The organism is Nitrospira sp. (assembly GCA_015709715.1).
Taxonomy (GTDB): domain Bacteria; phylum Nitrospirota; class Nitrospiria; order Nitrospirales; family Nitrospiraceae; genus Nitrospira_A.
The window spans coordinates 2,263,905-2,279,403 of record CP054184.1 but is presented as its reverse complement, the minus strand read 5'-3'; the positions used below and the strand labels follow the sequence as shown (position 1 = coordinate 2,279,403).

At 61.1% G+C, this 15,499-nt stretch carries 16 protein-coding genes and 1 pseudogene; 15 read left to right on the top strand and 2 right to left on the bottom strand.

Features of this window, described 5'->3' with window-relative positions:
* Positions 1–17 precede the first annotated feature (17 nt).
* The 15 genes and pseudogenes from HRU82_10915 (at position 18) to HRU82_10845 (ending at position 14,766) form a co-directional block, all read left to right on the top strand.
* Positions 18–1,565, top strand: a complete 1,548-nt coding sequence (locus tag HRU82_10915) for an FAD-binding oxidoreductase (protein ID QOJ35418.1) — start codon at positions 18–20, stop codon at positions 1,563–1,565.
* 130 nt (positions 1,566–1,695) lie between these two features.
* Entirely contained in the window at positions 1,696–2,826 is a 1,131-nt protein-coding gene (locus HRU82_10910) for an NAD(P)-dependent alcohol dehydrogenase (GenBank protein QOJ35417.1), read from the top strand.
* 57 nt (positions 2,827–2,883) lie between these two features.
* Positions 2,884–3,348, top strand: coding sequence for an SRPBCC domain-containing protein (locus HRU82_10905; protein QOJ35416.1), 465 nt, complete (start codon positions 2,884–2,886; stop codon positions 3,346–3,348).
* Positions 3,349–3,427: 79 nt separating this feature from the next.
* Positions 3,428–3,669 (top strand): annotated as a pseudogene (locus tag HRU82_10900) (NAD(P)-dependent alcohol dehydrogenase).
* A gap of 45 nt (positions 3,670–3,714) precedes the next feature.
* Positions 3,715–5,184: an aldehyde dehydrogenase family protein gene (locus HRU82_10895; protein QOJ35415.1), complete on the top strand. Its 1,470-nt coding sequence runs from the start codon at positions 3,715–3,717 to the stop codon at positions 5,182–5,184.
* Between the two features lie 300 nt (positions 5,185–5,484).
* Positions 5,485–5,919 (top strand): universal stress protein, encoded by a 435-nt coding sequence (locus tag HRU82_10890; protein ID QOJ37181.1) that lies wholly within the window; start codon positions 5,485–5,487, stop codon positions 5,917–5,919.
* Positions 5,920–5,923: 4 nt separating this feature from the next.
* Positions 5,924–8,698 carry a monovalent cation/H+ antiporter subunit A gene (locus tag HRU82_10885; protein QOJ35414.1) on the top strand — a complete coding sequence of 925 codons (2,775 nt, stop codon included), beginning with the start codon at positions 5,924–5,926 and terminating at the stop codon, positions 8,696–8,698.
* Positions 8,698–9,054 carry a Na+/H+ antiporter subunit C gene (locus HRU82_10880; protein ID QOJ35413.1) on the top strand — a complete coding sequence of 119 codons (357 nt, stop codon included), beginning with the start codon at positions 8,698–8,700 and terminating at the stop codon, positions 9,052–9,054. Before HRU82_10885 ends, HRU82_10880 begins: the two co-directional genes overlap by 1 nt.
* The gene (locus HRU82_10875; GenBank protein QOJ35412.1) at positions 9,051–10,598 is read left to right on the top strand and encodes a monovalent cation/H+ antiporter subunit D; all 1,548 of its coding nucleotides are present in this window, start codon (positions 9,051–9,053) and stop codon (positions 10,596–10,598) included. Before HRU82_10880 ends, HRU82_10875 begins: the two co-directional genes overlap by 4 nt.
* Positions 10,595–11,080: a Na+/H+ antiporter subunit E gene (locus HRU82_10870; protein ID QOJ35411.1), complete on the top strand. Its 486-nt coding sequence runs from the start codon at positions 10,595–10,597 to the stop codon at positions 11,078–11,080. The genes HRU82_10875 and HRU82_10870 overlap by 4 nt, the downstream gene beginning before the upstream one ends.
* Complete coding sequence (locus HRU82_10865) at positions 11,074–11,343, top strand: K+/H+ antiporter subunit F (GenBank protein ID QOJ35410.1); 270 nt, start codon at positions 11,074–11,076, stop codon at positions 11,341–11,343. The genes HRU82_10870 and HRU82_10865 overlap by 7 nt, the downstream gene beginning before the upstream one ends.
* 4 nt (positions 11,344–11,347) lie before the next feature.
* On the top strand, positions 11,348–11,695 hold the full coding sequence (locus tag HRU82_10860) for a Na+/H+ antiporter subunit G (GenBank protein QOJ35409.1): 348 nt from the start codon (positions 11,348–11,350) through the stop codon (positions 11,693–11,695).
* Positions 11,696–12,368: 673 nt separating this feature from the next.
* Positions 12,369–12,764: a hypothetical protein gene (locus tag HRU82_10855; GenBank protein ID QOJ35408.1), complete on the top strand. Its 396-nt coding sequence runs from the start codon at positions 12,369–12,371 to the stop codon at positions 12,762–12,764.
* Positions 12,765–12,803: 39 nt separating this feature from the next.
* A complete protein-coding gene (locus HRU82_10850; GenBank protein ID QOJ35407.1) occupies positions 12,804–13,445 on the top strand; it encodes an NAD(P)-dependent oxidoreductase in 642 nt (213 codons plus the stop codon).
* Complete coding sequence (locus HRU82_10845) at positions 13,414–14,766, top strand: NAD(P)/FAD-dependent oxidoreductase (GenBank protein ID QOJ35406.1); 1,353 nt, start codon at positions 13,414–13,416, stop codon at positions 14,764–14,766. The genes HRU82_10850 and HRU82_10845 overlap by 32 nt, the downstream gene beginning before the upstream one ends.
* On the opposite strand, the gene HRU82_10840 is transcribed toward HRU82_10845, so the two are convergent.
* Together HRU82_10840 and HRU82_10835 are read right to left on the bottom strand one after the other, a co-directional pair.
* Positions 14,750–15,073, bottom strand: coding sequence for a DUF86 domain-containing protein (locus tag HRU82_10840; protein QOJ37180.1), 324 nt, complete (start codon positions 15,071–15,073; stop codon positions 14,750–14,752). The two genes, HRU82_10845 and HRU82_10840, sit on opposite strands and share 17 nt — an antisense overlap.
* Positions 15,003–15,428, bottom strand: coding sequence for a nucleotidyltransferase domain-containing protein (locus tag HRU82_10835; GenBank protein ID QOJ35405.1), 426 nt, complete (start codon positions 15,426–15,428; stop codon positions 15,003–15,005). Before HRU82_10835 ends, HRU82_10840 begins: the two co-directional genes overlap by 71 nt.
* Between the last annotated feature and the right edge of the window lie 71 nt (positions 15,429–15,499).

Below are 15,499 nucleotides of genomic sequence, written 5' to 3'. Positions count from 1 at the left end.
AGCCAGGAGGAAGAAGAATGGCCAGCAAATATATCGCCTTGCCGAAGGGTGTTTCCGAAGAAACGTTTGATGCCGCGGTGAAGGAGTTCCGTGGCGTCTTGGGGGAGAGTAATGTGCTGACGAGTGCTGATCAGCTCGCACCCTATACCAAGGTCATGATGCCGGTGGCGGAGGCGAATCACCAGCCGTCCGCCGCGATTCTGGCGACGACTGTGGAACAAATCCAGAAGATCGTTGGTATCTGCAACAAACACAAGGTGCCGATATGGACGGTCTCGACCGGCAAGAACTTGGGATATGGCTCTGCGGCTCCGGCGGAGCGTGGCCAGGTCGTGCTCGATCTCCATCGCATGAACCGCATCCTCGAAGTCGATGGCGACCTCTGCTACGCCCTCGTTGAACCGGGCGTCACCTATCGACAGCTCTACGACTACTTTCAAGAGCATAAGCTTCCTTTATGGCTCTCCGTGCCGGCGCCCTCCGCCATTGCCGGGCCGACGGGCAATACGCTGGACCGGGGGGTCGGCTACACCCCCTACGGGGAGCATTTTATGAACGCCTGCGGCATGGAAGTGGTTCTCGCGAACGGCGAAGTTCTCCGCACGGCAATGGGTGGGTTGCCGAAATCCAATACCTGGCAGGTGTTCAAGTGGGGCTACGGTCCTTATCTCGATGGCATCTTTACCCAGTCCAACTACGGCATCGTCACGAAATTCGGGTTTTGGCTGCAGCCGGCGCCGCCGGTGTATAAGCCGTTCCTGATTCAATATCAAAATGAAGAAGATGTCGTGGAGATCGTGGAGACCATGCGCCCTCTTCGCCTGAACGGCGTCATTCCCAATTCAGGAGTCATCGCCCATGCGCTCTACGAAGCGGCGGTGAAGGCCAAGCGGAGCGACTACGTGTCAGGGCCCGGTTCGATCTCGGATGAAGCGGTGCGACAATTGGTTAAGGATCACAACATGGGCCTCTGGAATGTTACGGCCGCACTCTATGGCACAAAGGAACAGGTGGACGTGAATTGGAAGATCGTGACCGACGCCTTCGGCAAGTCGGGCAAGGCGAAGTTCTTGACGCAAGAGGATGTCGGCGATGATCCCCAGTTCGGATACCGGGCGGCCCTCATGCGCGGCGGGATGGACCTGAGGGAATTTAATCTCTACAACTGGCGCGGCGGAGGCGGTTCTCTCTGGTTCGCCCCCGTGTGTCCGGCGCGGGGCAGTGAGACCCTGAATCAGATGGCGCTGGCCAAGCGCATCCTGACCAAGCACGGGTTGGATTACACCGGTGAGTTTATCGTCGGCATGCGTGACATGCATCATATTCTCGACATGTTGTACGACCGGTCCGATCCAGCCATGACGAAGGCCGCGTACCAATGTTTCGATGAGCTGGTAACGGAGTTTTCGGCGCTGGGGTACGGAAGCTATCGCACAAACACGGCATTCATGGACAAGGTGGCCGACACATACAGTCCGGTGCAGCGATCGGTCAATCGGACGTTGAAACAGGCGCTCGACCCCAACGGAATCCTCGCGCCGGGCAAGTCCGGCATCAGGCTGTAATCGGTGAATCCGCGTGAGTCCATAGTGAAGAGGACGTCATTCATCCCAGAGGTGCCGGTCAGGTGGGGGGATCAGCGCCCCAGGAGGAAAGGGCCACCGATTGGCCATGTCGATTGAGAGGAGCACGGAAATGACAAACAAGGAGAAGAGTATAGCCCGCGAGATCACGGCGGCGGTGGTTCGCAAAAAAGGTGGACCGTTCCAGGTCGAGACGCTCACCTTGGAAGGGCCACGTCCCGACGAGGCCTTGATTCGGATCGTCGCGACTGGCATGTGTCACACCGACATGGTCGCGCGCGACCAGCTCTATACCGTGCCGTTACCGGTTGTCCTTGGCCATGAAGGGGCCGGTATCGTAGAGCAGGTCGGCAGCAACGTCAAAAAAATTGCACCGGGCGACCACGTGGTGCTGACCTACATGTGGTGCGGCCACTGCAAACCCTGCCTGAACGGCGACCTGACCTACTGCGCGAATTTCTACCCGTTGAATTTCGGGGGTGCGCGCGAAGACGGCAGTACTGCGACTCATGATAAGCAGGGTGCCGTCCAGGATCATTTCTTCGGCCAGTCGTCGTTCGGCACCTATGCCCTCGCTCACGAGCGAAACGTCGTCAAGGTCTCGGCCAATGCACCGCTGGAATTGCTCGGTCCCCTCGGCTGCGGTATTCAAACCGGTGCGGGAGCCGTGATGAACGGGTTGAAAGTCAGGCCCGGCAGCAGCTTCGCCGCGTTCGGTGGCGGAGCCGTCGGCCTGAGCTCGGTGATGGCCGCGCGGGTGGCCGGTGCGACGACCATCATCGTCGCCGATGTTGTCCCGTCGCGGCTTGCGCTGGCCAAGGAGCTCGGAGCGACCCACACCGTGAACAGCCGCGAGACTGATCCCGTTGAAGCGGTCCGCAGGATCACCGGCGGCGGCGCAGATTTCACGCTTGAATCGAGCGGACGTCCCGCCGTGCTGCGCCAGGCGATCGATGCCTTGGCAATTAGAGGCGTGTGCGGCATCGTCGGGGCCCCAGCGCTGGGCACCGAAGCCAGCTTCGATGTGAACGGGGTCATGACCACCGGCAAACGGATTATCGGCATCATCGAAGGCGACAGCGTGCCGGATCTGTTCATTCCGAGTCTCGTTGAGCTGTATGCGCAGGGCCGTTTCCCGTTCGATAGGCTGGTGAAATTTTATAGCCTGGACCAGATCAATCAGGCGGCGGAGGACAGTGAGAAGGGCGTCACGATCAAGCCGATCGTGCGTCTCGGTGCGTGAGAAGACCGCTGACCACTGTACTCACGACGGTCAACAGATGACGCGCTGCGCCTTGCCATGAAAGAATTGCTCACAGAGATTCACATCAATGCGTCGCGTGGAACCATCTGGAACGTGCTGGCGGATTTTAGCTCCTATCCGGAGTGGAATCCGTTTATCCGTTCAATCTCTGGTAACCCGAAGCCCGGCGAGACACTCAAAGCGAAAATCCAGCCAACTGGAGGTCGAGGCATGACGTTTCGACCCAGGGTTCTCGTCTCCAAAGCGGGCGAGGAATTACGCTGGCTGGGGCATCTCATCATTCCGGGTCTGTTCGATGGCGAGCATGCATTCCAGATCGAGCGTCTGGGCGATCATCAAAGCAGGTTCATCCAACGTGAGCGTTTTCGTGGGTTGCTGGTGCCGCTACTGTGGAGGAGCATCGAACCGGTGACACGCCGCGGTTTCGAAGAGATGAATGCCGCCCTCAAACGTCGCGCCGAGGGTCTACAGGATCAATACATGATGCGAACGTCGATATAGACGGCAACGTAGGCCACACGCGACAACAGCTCCTCGGTGAGCCCTAAGGCGGTGGACTTGCGGGCATCGTGGAGGCGCGGCGCTGAGCACGGAAGCCAGCTTCGATGTGAATTGCGTGACAACCGTCAAGTGGCTTACCGAGATTGTCGAGGCGACAGCGTGCCGGATCTGTTTATCCCCGGTCTCGTGGGATTGTATGCGCAGGGCCGCTTCCCGTTCGCCAGGCTGGTGAAATTCTACAGCCTCGACCAGATCAACCAGACGGCTGAAGACAGCGAGAAGGGCATCACGATCAGGCCGATCGTCCGCTTCGGATCGTGAGTGGCGGCAAGGTCTTCTGAAAGAAATGAAATAAGGAGCATCGTCATGACAGCGACACCGTACGAGGGATTTGACCGCATGCCGTTGGGCGGGCAATGGCGGGGCGGGCGGAGCGGAAAAATCTCCGAAGATCGCGATCCCTACACCGACGAGATTCTCGTCCGCATTCCCCTCGCCGACGAGCAAGATTTGAATGAAGCCTACAGGGTCGCGGCGGACGCGCAGCCGAAATGGGCGGCGATGTTGCCCGGCGAACGGGCAGCCATCCTCCGCCGGGCCGCTGCGATTATGGAGGCCAGGCGCGAGGAAATCGTCACCTGGCTCATCAAAGAATCGGGCAGCACGCGCCTTAAGGCGAATGTCGAATGGGGGTCCGCCCATGCGATCATGCTAGAAGCCGCTTCCGCGCCTTACCGTGTCCAAGGTCGTATTCTGCCCTCGGATATTCCCGGCAAGGAAAACCGGGTGTATCGACAGCCGGTCGGCGTTGTCGGAGTGATCAGTCCCTGGAACTTTCCTTTCCACCTCAGCAATCGTTCGGTGGCCCCGGCGCTGGCCGTGGGCAATGCGGTGGTGGTGAAACCGGCATCCGATACGCCAGTGACCGGCGGCCTGTTACTCGCGAAGATTTTTGAGGAGGCGGGACTTCCGCCCGGTGTTCTCAGCGTGGTCATCGGACCCGGAAGCGTGATCGGCGACGCGTTTGTGCTTCATGCAGTCCCTCGCGTCATATCCTTTACCGGCTCCACGCCGGTCGGGCGTCGCATCGCGGAGCTGGCCGCCAAGAGTCCGATGCTCAAGAAAGTGGCTCTCGAACTTGGTGGCAACAGTCCCTTCATCATTCTCGACGACGCAGACCTCGACCTGGCCGTCGACGCGGCCGTCTTCGGCAAATTCATCCACCAGGGGCAGATCTGCATGATCACCAACCGCATCATTGTGGATGCCACGATCTATGACCAGTTCGTTGAGCGCTTCACGGCTCGTGTACGTAGCCTCAAAGTGGGAGACCCTAACAGCGCAGACACGGCGATCGGACCGATCATCAATCAGTCGCAGTTCGAGGGATTGATCAGGCACATTGCAACCGCCCGTTCGGAAGGGGCCCGGCTGACGGCAGGCGGTGAGCCTCAGGGCCTTCTGCTCCCCCCTCATGTGTTCGCCGACGTGACGCCTCAGATGCGCCTCGCCCAGGACGAGATGTTCGGCCCGGTGGTGTCCATCATGAAGGTCACCGGCGAAACGGAGGCTATTCGGGTGGCGAACGATACGGAATACGGCCTGTCGAGCGCGGTGTTCACCAGGAATGTCGGACGCGGCGTGCGGGTCGCGCTGCAGGTAAAGGCCGGTATGACGCATGTGAACGACCAGCCGGTCGTCGATCTGCCGAATTGTCCCTTCGGCGGTGAGAAGAACAGCGGACTCGGTCGCTTCGGCGGAGATTGGATTATTGAGGAGTTCACGACGGACCATTGGGTCAGCGTGCAACATACACCACGACAGTTCCCGTTTTGAGGGTATGACGAGCGGCCGCCAGCCAGTGCATAGTGCAAGGTGAGCAGACTCATAGAGCTCCCACCACAGGCAAGAATATGGTTAACAGCCCGCACCGAGAAGGGCTGTTCGGCAATCGCTTCGGTCCGATCGTCATCGCCGCTTGCGCCCAGTTGTAGCTCGCCTATGTCCATGCAGACCCGTTACAGAAGGTATGCGGTTCGACGGATTTGACCTGGCTTGAATGGCTCAAGGTGTTGCTGGCCGGAGCGAAGGTCTTGACGTTCACCGAGATCGAGAAAGGCGCGATCCGCGTCTCCAATAGAGTCGGCCTCGTGCGCTCACTCTTGGGATCAGGCACATCTTGCGTCTCTCGCTAGCGAAGGAGGACAATCGCGCGTGGCGTCGATTCAATCCATTATCGCGGCAACCGACTTCTCAGAGGAGGCCCGGTATGGCGCCGAGCGCGCCGGCATCGTCGCGGGGGAAGAGGAACGACAAGGAGCCGTGAAACACATCAAGGAATTGATCCGCAATTCCGACGAGGGCGCATTCCGGATAGCGTATGCCGTCCAGTACGGCGGCGCGTCTCGCGTGATTCTCGCCAAAGAGGAGGAACTCTCAGCGGACTTGATCATCATCGGGAAGCACGGCCGGTCTATGGTCGAAGAATGGCTCCTCGGGAGCGTCATGCGCCATGTCCTCGCCGATTCGAAATGTGACGTGCTTGTAGTCCATGAGCGGGCCTTGCGCTGACGCCATGACGCTACCGAGCATCATGCTGCTTCCATTGCTCGCCGCCGCCACGCTGCTTGCCCAACGCCGCGGGTTCACCGCCGCCGCCTGGGCCGCCGCCTTGCCGGTCGCCGCAAGTCTGGCCCTGCTGGCTGGGACGGTCCCGGAGGTGCTCGTCGGCGAGGAATTCCTCATAAGCCAGCCGTGGTTGCCGGAGCTCGGCCTCAACCTGTCGTTCAGGCTGGATGGGCTCGGCCTTCTTTTCGCACTGCTTATCCTCGGCATCGGGCTGCTCGTCATCCTCTATGCGCGCTATTATCTGGCTCCGGAGGATCGCATCGGCAGGTTGTATGCGCTGCTCATGTTGTTCATGACCGCTATGCTGGGCGTCGTGCTGTCCGAAAACGTCCTGCTGCTCGTCATGTTCTGGGAACTAACGAGCCTGGTCTCCTTCCTGCTCATCGGTTTTTGGACTCACAGCCCGCTGGCTCGCCAGGGTGCGCGCATGGCGCTTGCCGTCACCAGCGCCGGCGGACTCGCTCTGCTCGCAGGGGTGCTGCTGATCGGCAATATCGCAGGAAGCTTCGAGCTCACAAGGTGGTTCTCGGCGGGCGAGGGTATCCGAAGCCATTCTTCGTTCAATGTCGCGCTGGTGCTGATTCTAGTGGGTGTGTTCACTAAATCGGCGCAGTTTCCGTTTCATTTCTGGCTGCCGGCGGCAATGGCCGCGCCCACGCCTGTGTCGGCCTATCTGCACTCTGCCACGATGGTGAAAGCCGGAGTGTTTCTGCTCGCGCGGCTCTATCCTTTGGTGGGTGGGAACCTCGTGTTCGAATACGTGACGACCACCGTCGGTCTCACAACCTTCTTGTTCGGTGCCTATGTGGCGGTATTCAGGCACGACTTGAAGGGCCTGCTCGCCTACTCAACGATCAGCCACCTCGGCCTCATTACGTTTCTCATGGGGCTGGATACGCCGATGTCCTCGGTGGCCGCCATTTTTCATATCGGCAACCATGCGACCTTCAAGGCGTCGCTCTTCATGGCGGCGGGGATCATCGATCACGAGTGCGGGACTCGTGACATGCGGCGGCTGGGCGGCCTCTGGCGGTACATGCCGCAAACTTCAGTCCTGGCGATTGTGGCGGCGTCGGCCATGGCCGGCGTGCCGCTCTTCAACGGGTTCCTATCCAAGGAAATGTTCTTTGCCGAAGCGCTCGATCTGGAGCATCTTCCTCTGCTCGGGGGGATGGGCCCGGCCCTGGTCATACTGGGTTCGATGTTCAGCGTGGCCTATTCCGTGCGCTTCATTCACGACGTGTTTTTCGATGAACCGCACGACCTCCCGCACACCCCCGGTAAGCCGCCACGCTACATGAAGGTGCCGGCTGAAGTGCTGGCGATGGTATGCATCGCGGTCGGTGTGTTGCCCGCTTACACCGTTGCACCCCTGGTGAATGTGGCGGCGCGGGACGTGATCGGCGACGCGTTGCCTGTCTATGAGATCGCGTTGTGGCATGGCTTCACCCTGCCGTTGCTCATGAGTGTGGTCGCGCTCGCCGGCGGCGCGGTGGTCTATTGGCTGTTACGGCGCCGATACGATCTGCATCTTCACGTGCCGGTGCGCTATGCGGGACGGCTGCTCTTCCAGCACGCTTACGATGGTCTGATTGCCGTCGCGGGCCGCCTTACCAGCCGGATGGAGAACGGTTCGCTCCAGCGTTATCTCGCGCTCACCATCGCGGCGGTGATCGGACTCGGCTTGTGGCCGTTCCTCCAGTTTGGGTTCGAGGCTGTAGTGGTGGAGGCGACCCCGGTGATGCCGCTGGCTCTCGTCCTGTGGGGCGCCGCGATCGCGGCCGCGCTCGGCACCGTCTGGTTTCATAGCGAGCGGGTCGTGGCCGTCATACTGGCTGGCGTCGTCGGCCTGGCCGTGTCGGTCGCCTTTGCGTATTTTTCCGCTCCAGACCTCGCGTTGACACAACTCGCTGTCGAGGTCGTCACGACCCTGGTGATGCTCATGGCCCTGGCGCTTCTGCCGCAGTCGACACCCGCGGAGTCGAAGCGGCGGCGCAAACTTCGCGATGCCGTCCTTGCGGTCGCAGCCGGAACCGGTGTCGCGGCGTTATCCTGGGCTGTTCTGACGCGCGGTCAGGAATCCATCGCCTGGTACTTCCTGGCGAACAGCCTGCCGCGGGGGGGCGGGGCTAATGTCGTGAACGTGCTGCTCGTTGACTTCCGCGGCTTCGATACGTTCGGCGAGATCACCGTCCTGAGCCTGGCTGCGATGGGAGCCTGGATAGTGACGGCGGGACTGCGCGTCGAGCGGCCTGTCTTCACAAGACCATCCGAAGCGACCGGCACCATGTTCGCGGTGGCGGCGCGACTGCTGATGCCGTTTACCATCCTTGTGGCCATCTATCTGTTTCTGCGGGGCCACAATCGGCCGGGCGGCGGATTTCTTGCCGGGCTCGTCGTCGCGATCGCGCTCATCATGCAGTACATGGGCGAGGGCCTCCAGCACACGCTGACCCGCATACGCATCGACTTCAGAATCCTGCTCGGTTTCGGCCTGTTGCTCGCCGCCTTGACCGGTTTCATCGGCATGTTTACGGGCGCGCCCTTTCTCACCAGCGTAGCCGTCCATCCGCATGTGCCGTTGTTGGGAGAGATTCCGCTCGCCAGCGCCACGGCGTTCGACCTCGGCGTGTTTATGACGGTGCTTGGGACGACGCTCCTGACAGTGACCGCCCTTGGGAAGGCCAGGCGCAAGCTGTCCTCAACCGGCGAGGTCCTGTGATGGAGCTGATGATCGCCAGCGCGCTTGGGATCGTCACCGCCTGCGGCCTGTATCTTGTTCTGCGTGGGCGCACGTTCCCGGTGGTACTTGGCTTGTCGTTGCTCTCCTATGCCGTCAACCTGTTCATCCTGTCCATGGGAAGGCTGACCTCCGGCGCACCACCCATCCTCTCACCAGAAGCGGCCGGATACGCCGACCCCATACCGCAGGCGCTAGTGTTGACGGCCATCGTCATCAGTTTCGGCATGACGGGTTTTCTCATGGCGCTCGCAGTGCGCACCTGGCATCAGACGGGGAGTGATCATGTGGACGGGGTTGAGCCGGAGGCCGTTTCCAGGCCGGCGGGTAAGCCATGAATCACCTGCTCGCGCTGCAGATCGTCCTCCCCGCGTTCACCGCCGCACTGCTCCTCGTCCTGCAGCGCGCACCGGTGGTTCTGGTGCGCGCGCTCAGTGCGGCGGCCACGCTGGGTCTTTTCGCGGCAGCGATTGCCGTCCTGGCGCAAGCGGAAGCCGGTACGCCGCTCGTCTGCCAGGTCGGCAATTGGCCGGCGCCTTTTGGAATCGTGTTGGTCGCAGACCGTCTCTCCGCGTTCATGCTTCTGCTGACGGCGCTGCTCGCCCTCTCGGTGCTGCTCTATTCGGCGCAAGCCTGGGATGCGCGCGGACAATACTTTCACCCGCTCTTTCTGTTTCAGCTGATGGGGCTGAACGGGGCGTTCCTTGCGGGAGATCTGTTCAATCTCTTCGTCTTCTTCGAAATTCTGTTGATCGCCTCCTATTGTCTCTCATTGCAGGGCCTGATTGCAGAGCGCCTGCGCGCAACGTTGCACTATGCCGCGATCAACATCGCCGCCTCCAGTGTCTTTCTCATCGCGGTCGGCCTGCTCTACGGCGTCACGGGGACGCTCAACTTGGCGCATCTGGCCGAGCGCATGGCCCAGATGCGGACGGAGGACGTGGCGCTGGCGCGAACTGCGGGCCTGCTGCTGCTCGGGGTGTTTTCCATTAAAGCCGCGCTCTTCCCCCTGTACTTCTGGCTACCTGCGGTCTATTCGAATGCGCCCGCCCCTGTCGCGGCGCTCTTTTCGATCATGACGAAGGTCGGTGTCTACGCGATCATTAGGATCACCACACTGGTCTATGGCGCCTGGGCTGGCGTCGTGATGGAGTTGACCTCTCCCTGGCTCCTGCCCTGTGCCCTCATCACCCTTGCGCTGGGCGCACTGGGCGCATTCGGCGCCGGGCGCCTCGCCACTCTGACCGCGTATTTGACCATCGCGTCGGTCGGCACAATCCTCACTGCCGTGGCGATCGGCGGCGTGGCAGCCTTCTCTGCCGGGCTTTATTATCTCGCGCACTCGACCATCGTCATTGCCCTTCTCTTCCTCGTCGGCGATCTGATCGGACGCGGCCGCGGCGACATGACTGACCAGATCCATCCGGGTCCGCAGATCCGTCGCGCGGCGGCGCTCGGTCTTGCGTTTCTCTTCGCCGGAGCCACGGTGGCGGGCGTCCCGCCCTTGTCCGGATTTCTCGGGAAGGTCATGGTGCTGCAAAGCGCGAAGGATGCGATCGCGATCGTGCCGATATGGATGGTCATCATGGTGACGAGCGTGCTCATGCTGGTCGGCTGTGCGCGAGCAGGCAGCATCGTGCTGTGGAATGTGACGGAACCGCTCCCGGTCGGCCCGGTCCATGCCCCGCGCGTCGGCGAATGGATGGCGCTGGGGGCGCTCGCGGCCTGTAGCCTGCTTCTGGTCCTGTTCGCGGCGCCGATCAAACAGTACACCGATGAAACGGCGGCGCAACTGCTCTCGCCGGCCTCCTACGTCGATGCGGTCCTCGGACCTCAACGAGATGCTCTTGTCCGGTCCCATACGACGGGAGGCCCCCGGTGAACAAGGTGTTTCCATTTCCGGTGCTGTCGCTGTCGCTCGCGGCCTGCTGGTTGGCGCTGGTCGGGATCTCGCCGCCTCAACTCATTCTGGCCCTCCTCCTCGCGGTCGCCATCCCGCATCTCACGGCGCCGCTCCTAGGCGAACTGCCTGGAATCCGCTCGATCGGAACCGCCTTGCGCTTCGCCGGATTGGTGGCGTGGGATATCGTGCTGGCGAACATTGCGGTCGCGCGCCTAGTGCTCGGGCCGGTCCCAAGCCTGCGACCGGGCTTCGTGCACGTCCCGCTCGCCGTGACTCACCCGCATGCGATCGCGCTGTTTGCCAGCGTCGTATCCATCGTGCCAGGCTCGCTGTCAATCGCGTTGTCGCCGGATTCCCGTACCCTGCTTCTACACGTGCTCCACTTGGAAGATGAGCAGTATTTCGTCGCCAGGATCAAGGAGCGCTACGAGCGTCCGATCATGGACATGTTGGAATGCTGACGGTCGCGCTCTCTATCGCCTTCGGTTCCATCGCGCTCGCGATCATACTCTGTACTCTGCGTCTGTTGCGTGGCCCTGATCCGGCCGATCGGGTCTTGGCATTCGATACGCTGTATATCAACACCATTGCGCTGCTGATCGTGCTGGACATTCACCAGTCCACGTCCGTATTTTTCGAAGCGGCGCTTCTCATCGCGATGATCGGGTTCGTCGCGACGGTGGCATTGGCGCGCTACCTCGCCCGTGGCAATATTGGAGAGTAATCACATGCTCGACATCATCGTGTCCCTGTTGCTGCTGGTCGGCAGCTTCTTCATTCTCGTCGGTGCGATCGGGCTCATTCGCCTGCCGGATTTCTTCATGCGGCTGCATGGCCCGACGAAGGCCACGACCCTGGGCGTCGGCGGCATGTTGCTGGCCGCCATCGTTCACGGCGTTGGGCGGGACTTCAGCCTGCGCGAACTCCTCATCACACTGTTTCTATTCATAACCGCACCCGTCAGCGCCTACCTGCTGGGACAGGCAGGCTTGCGCCGTCGGGTCACATCTCGCGTGCCCTTGCCGGGAGATTCCCCCGGTCTTAGCCGAGAACGGGCGCCGACATCGAGTCGATGATGATCATCGGCGATCATCCCAAGACGGCCGCCGTGATTGCGCAGGACCGCGGTATCAGCACGGAGAGGCCAGCTGTTACCGGCGCGGAGCTCAAAAAATGCCGGATGGATTGCTCGCCAGGACGGTTCAGGAGGTGTCCGTCTACGTGCGCGTCAATCCGGAGCACATACGAGAAATCGAGAGCGGTTCGTCACATATGCTGAATCGCCCGTGTAGCAGTCAAAAATTCGGAGGAGTAGGATGGGTATAGCAGATGGAAGGAACCGCGACGTTACACGAGCGGCGCGGGCCTGCCGTTATTCGCACATGGACACGCCCAATGCTGAAGCGGGAGGTTCCGGAAAGAATTGTCATCAGGCATTCGTCGTTCGCTATTCGCGATGTTGTGAGCGTTTCGACGGGGTATGGGAAAGCCGCCGAAGCACTGCCTGAAGGCCGAACTCACATCCTGAAAGGCGGATTCCGGAAATGCCGATGTTGCCTTTGTTCCGCCAGGCTATGGGAGCGAAATCGGTAATCACCGGTAACCAACAGAGGAGGGTTCATGCTTCGTGGTAGATTCCCGCAACTCGCGTGGTCGACGGTTCTCGACACATGTCTCGTCGCCCCAGTCGGCGGCGACGCGGCGACTGGGGCAGAGGATCTTGCACGAGGCCACACGCAGTTCACCAGCGTGGTCACGAAAAAGGCCGGGGTGTTCGTGGTGACGACACCGAAGGGAGCGACACACCAACTCAATGAAAACATGGCTCGACGCCACGGGCAGGAGCCGTTCAAAGCGGGGGATGAACTCATCGTGGTGTTGGATGAGAACAATTACATTATCGACATGCACCTCAAGGGGAAGGAAGGAACACATCGATACATAACCGGTAAACTCATCCACGTCGGTCGGATGAAAAGGCAGATTAAGCTGCAAACGCCGGATGGCGAGCAAGTGTTTCCGCTGGCGGAAGAAAGACAGAAGACAAAGGGAATGGCAGAGGGCGAATTGATCACTGTTGAACTGAATGAAGCGGGAATGGTCATCGATATGCACGGGGCCGACATCGGCGGTGGCGGGCATTAAAGACCAGGCAGGAGATTCGATGGAGAGCAAGAGGTTCCTATGAAAATCGTATTGATCGGCGCCAGTGGGTTTGTAGGCTCGGCCATATTGAAAGAAGCCTTGGATCGCGGCCATGAGGTCACGGCCATCGTTCGTGACCCCGAGAAGTTGCAACCGCATGCGAAGCTGCACTCCCGGAAAGGAGATGTCTACAATGTTGACGGCGTGGCCCGTTTGGTTGCGGGCCATGATGCCGTGATCAGCGCCTTCAATCCGGGCTGGGGCAATGCGGACATCTACAATCTTCAGGTAAAGGGCACGCAAGCCATCATCGATGGTGTGAAAAGGGCCGGCGTGAAGCGATTGTTATTCGTAGGGGGCGCCGGCAGCCTGGAAGTGAAGCCGGGCATTCAGGCCTTGGATCTGCCGGGTTTTCCCGCCGAGTATAAACAGGGCGCGCTCGCCACCCGAGAGGCCCTGAACATGCTACGCCAGGAATCTGGCCTTGACTGGTCGTTTCTCTCCCCGTCTGCCGACCTGTCGCCAGGACCCCGTACCGGGAGGTTCCGGCTCGGGAAGGATCAGATGCTGGTGGATACGAACGGAACGAGCCGCATCTCGACCCAGGATTATGCGATGGCGATGATCGATGAGGTGGAGAGACCAACACATGTCCGGCAGCGCTTCACGGTGGGGTATTGAGGCTCGGCGCATTGGGAACATGCCTATACGTGGTGCGCAGATTCCGAGGGTCGTCATCGTCGGCGGGGGGTTCGGAGGGCTCTATGCGGCCAAAGGCCTGTCGAATAAGGCGGTGGCCGTCACCCTGATCGACCGCAAGAACCATCACACCTTTCAACCCCTGCTCTACCAGGTGGCGCTAGGCGTGCTGTCTCCCGGCGAAATCGCCTCCTCGTTGCGCCGCATCCTGCAGCCGGCGCGCAACCTGCACACCATCCTGGGCGAGGTGGTCGGGATCGACCTCGCTGCCCGCAACGTGCAACTCAACGACGGCGCGGCGGTGGCCTATGACTATCTCATTCTCGCCGCCGGAGCCCGCCATGCCTACTTCGGCCATGACGAATGGGAGGCCGATGCGCCGGGCCTCAAGACGATCGAAGATGCGGTCGAAATCCGAAGCCGTTTGCTCCTGGCGTTCGAGCGGGCGGAACGGAAGGCGCAGCTCACGGGACGGCACGAGCCGTTGAGTTTTGCCGTCATCGGCGGGGGGCCGACCGGTGTGGAATTGGCCGGAGCCATCGCCGACCTCGCGCGGTTGGCGCTGGCCAAGGATTTCAAGGCCATCGACACGATGCAGGCACGTGTCCGCCTGTACGAGGGCGCCTCACGCATTCTCGGGGCCTATTCGGACGATTCGTCACGCAAGGCTGCCGAACAACTGGAGCAGCTGGGCGTCGAAGTCTGCACCGACAGCCTCGTGCGAGCCGTGGAACCGGGTCGGATCAAGGTACGGGACGAGTGGATTGCCACGGACGTGACGATTTGGGCGACCGGGGTTGCGCCCTCCCCGCTCGCGAAGACAGTGGGAGTAGCCACGGATCGTTCGGGGCGGGTGCCCATCGAGCAGGACCTCAGCCTGCCGGGCCATCGCGAAGTGTTCGTCATCGGCGACATGGCGGCGCTCGTCGACGCGAACGGCAGGTCGGTGCCGGGCCTAGCTGCCGCGGCTTTGCAGCAGGGGCAACAGGCGGCGCGCAACATCCTGAACGATCTCCAAGGGCGGCCACGCGAACCCTTTCGGTACGTGGATCGGGGTAGCATGGCGACGATCGGCCACCACCGCGCGGTGGCGGAGTTCGGTCGATGGCACCTCTCCGGCATACCGGCCTGGTTGCTTTGGTCGGTGGTGCACGTGTTCTTGCTGATTGGCTTCCGGAATCGCATCACCGTGATGCTGCAGTGGATCTGGGCCTATGTCACGCGCAAGGGCAGCAGTCCCCTCATCACCGATTTTCAGCGGACGGAGGCCAAACGCGCCTTCCCCGCTACGCGCAGGCCTTGACGATGGTGGATGAGAATCGGCGAAAGTTGTCGAGGTGAGTGGTGATGATCGTATTGAGGATCTCCAGGTTTAGGCTGGTGTAGTCATGAACAGCGACGTTGCGGAAGCCGACCATTCGCTGGAATCGGTTCGCCAACTCGGCCGGGAGCAGTCCCGCTTTCTCTAGCAAGCCAAACGCCTTTCTGCTTTCCTGCGGAAGTCCCAACCCGTTACGCCTGATCACATACATGGCGAGATCAATGGCGGTCTCGCAGGCACGCTGCAGATTGAGCACGATCGCATCCTGCTTGGTTTGATTGTCGAACAGGTTGCCTCCGTTCTTCGTTCAGCCTTGCATAGTCGGAGTAGGCGTACATTTCAAATTCAGCCCGAGCGGAGCCCTCTCTGCTGTCGAGGATGCGGCCGGTGGCAAGGACCTGTGCACGCATGACCGTGGAGGCTCGCTTGAGATCGAGCAGGTCCACATCTCGACCAAGTCGAGCGGCGAGTTCTTGACCCAATTCGAAGAGCCGCTCACTGGGAAGCGTCCGCTTGGCAAGGATGGCGAGGTCAATGTCGCTGTCCGGGGTCGCATCGCCTCGGACCTGTGAGCCGAACTGGTAGATGGCCACGAGGTCGGGAATGTGCTCCCGCAGAAATCGCACGATCGTCGCACTGTTCATGGAAGCATCTCCACTCCGGCGAAGCAGTATACGTGACAGGGTAGGAAATGTCGAAGCGGGGCAAACGGGCG

Coding starts and splice junctions, on each gene's coding strand:
- HRU82_10880 (QOJ35413.1), top strand. CDS start 8,698: ATGGAGCTGATGATCGCCAGCGCGCTTGGGATCGTCACCGCCTGCGGC.
- HRU82_10910 (QOJ35417.1), top strand. CDS start 1,696: ATGACAAACAAGGAGAAGAGTATAGCCCGCGAGATCACGGCGGCGGTG.
- HRU82_10875 (QOJ35412.1), top strand. CDS start 9,051: ATGAATCACCTGCTCGCGCTGCAGATCGTCCTCCCCGCGTTCACCGCC.
- HRU82_10835 (QOJ35405.1), bottom strand. CDS start 15,428: ATGAACAGTGCGACGATCGTGCGATTTCTGCGGGAGCACATTCCCGAC.
- HRU82_10860 (QOJ35409.1), top strand. CDS start 11,348: ATGCTCGACATCATCGTGTCCCTGTTGCTGCTGGTCGGCAGCTTCTTC.
- HRU82_10915 (QOJ35418.1), top strand. CDS start 18: ATGGCCAGCAAATATATCGCCTTGCCGAAGGGTGTTTCCGAAGAAACG.
- HRU82_10905 (QOJ35416.1), top strand. CDS start 2,884: ATGAAAGAATTGCTCACAGAGATTCACATCAATGCGTCGCGTGGAACC.
- HRU82_10885 (QOJ35414.1), top strand. CDS start 5,924: ATGACGCTACCGAGCATCATGCTGCTTCCATTGCTCGCCGCCGCCACG.
- HRU82_10865 (QOJ35410.1), top strand. CDS start 11,074: ATGCTGACGGTCGCGCTCTCTATCGCCTTCGGTTCCATCGCGCTCGCG.
- HRU82_10845 (QOJ35406.1), top strand. CDS start 13,414: ATGTCCGGCAGCGCTTCACGGTGGGGTATTGAGGCTCGGCGCATTGGG.
- HRU82_10850 (QOJ35407.1), top strand. CDS start 12,804: ATGAAAATCGTATTGATCGGCGCCAGTGGGTTTGTAGGCTCGGCCATA.
- HRU82_10895 (QOJ35415.1), top strand. CDS start 3,715: ATGACAGCGACACCGTACGAGGGATTTGACCGCATGCCGTTGGGCGGG.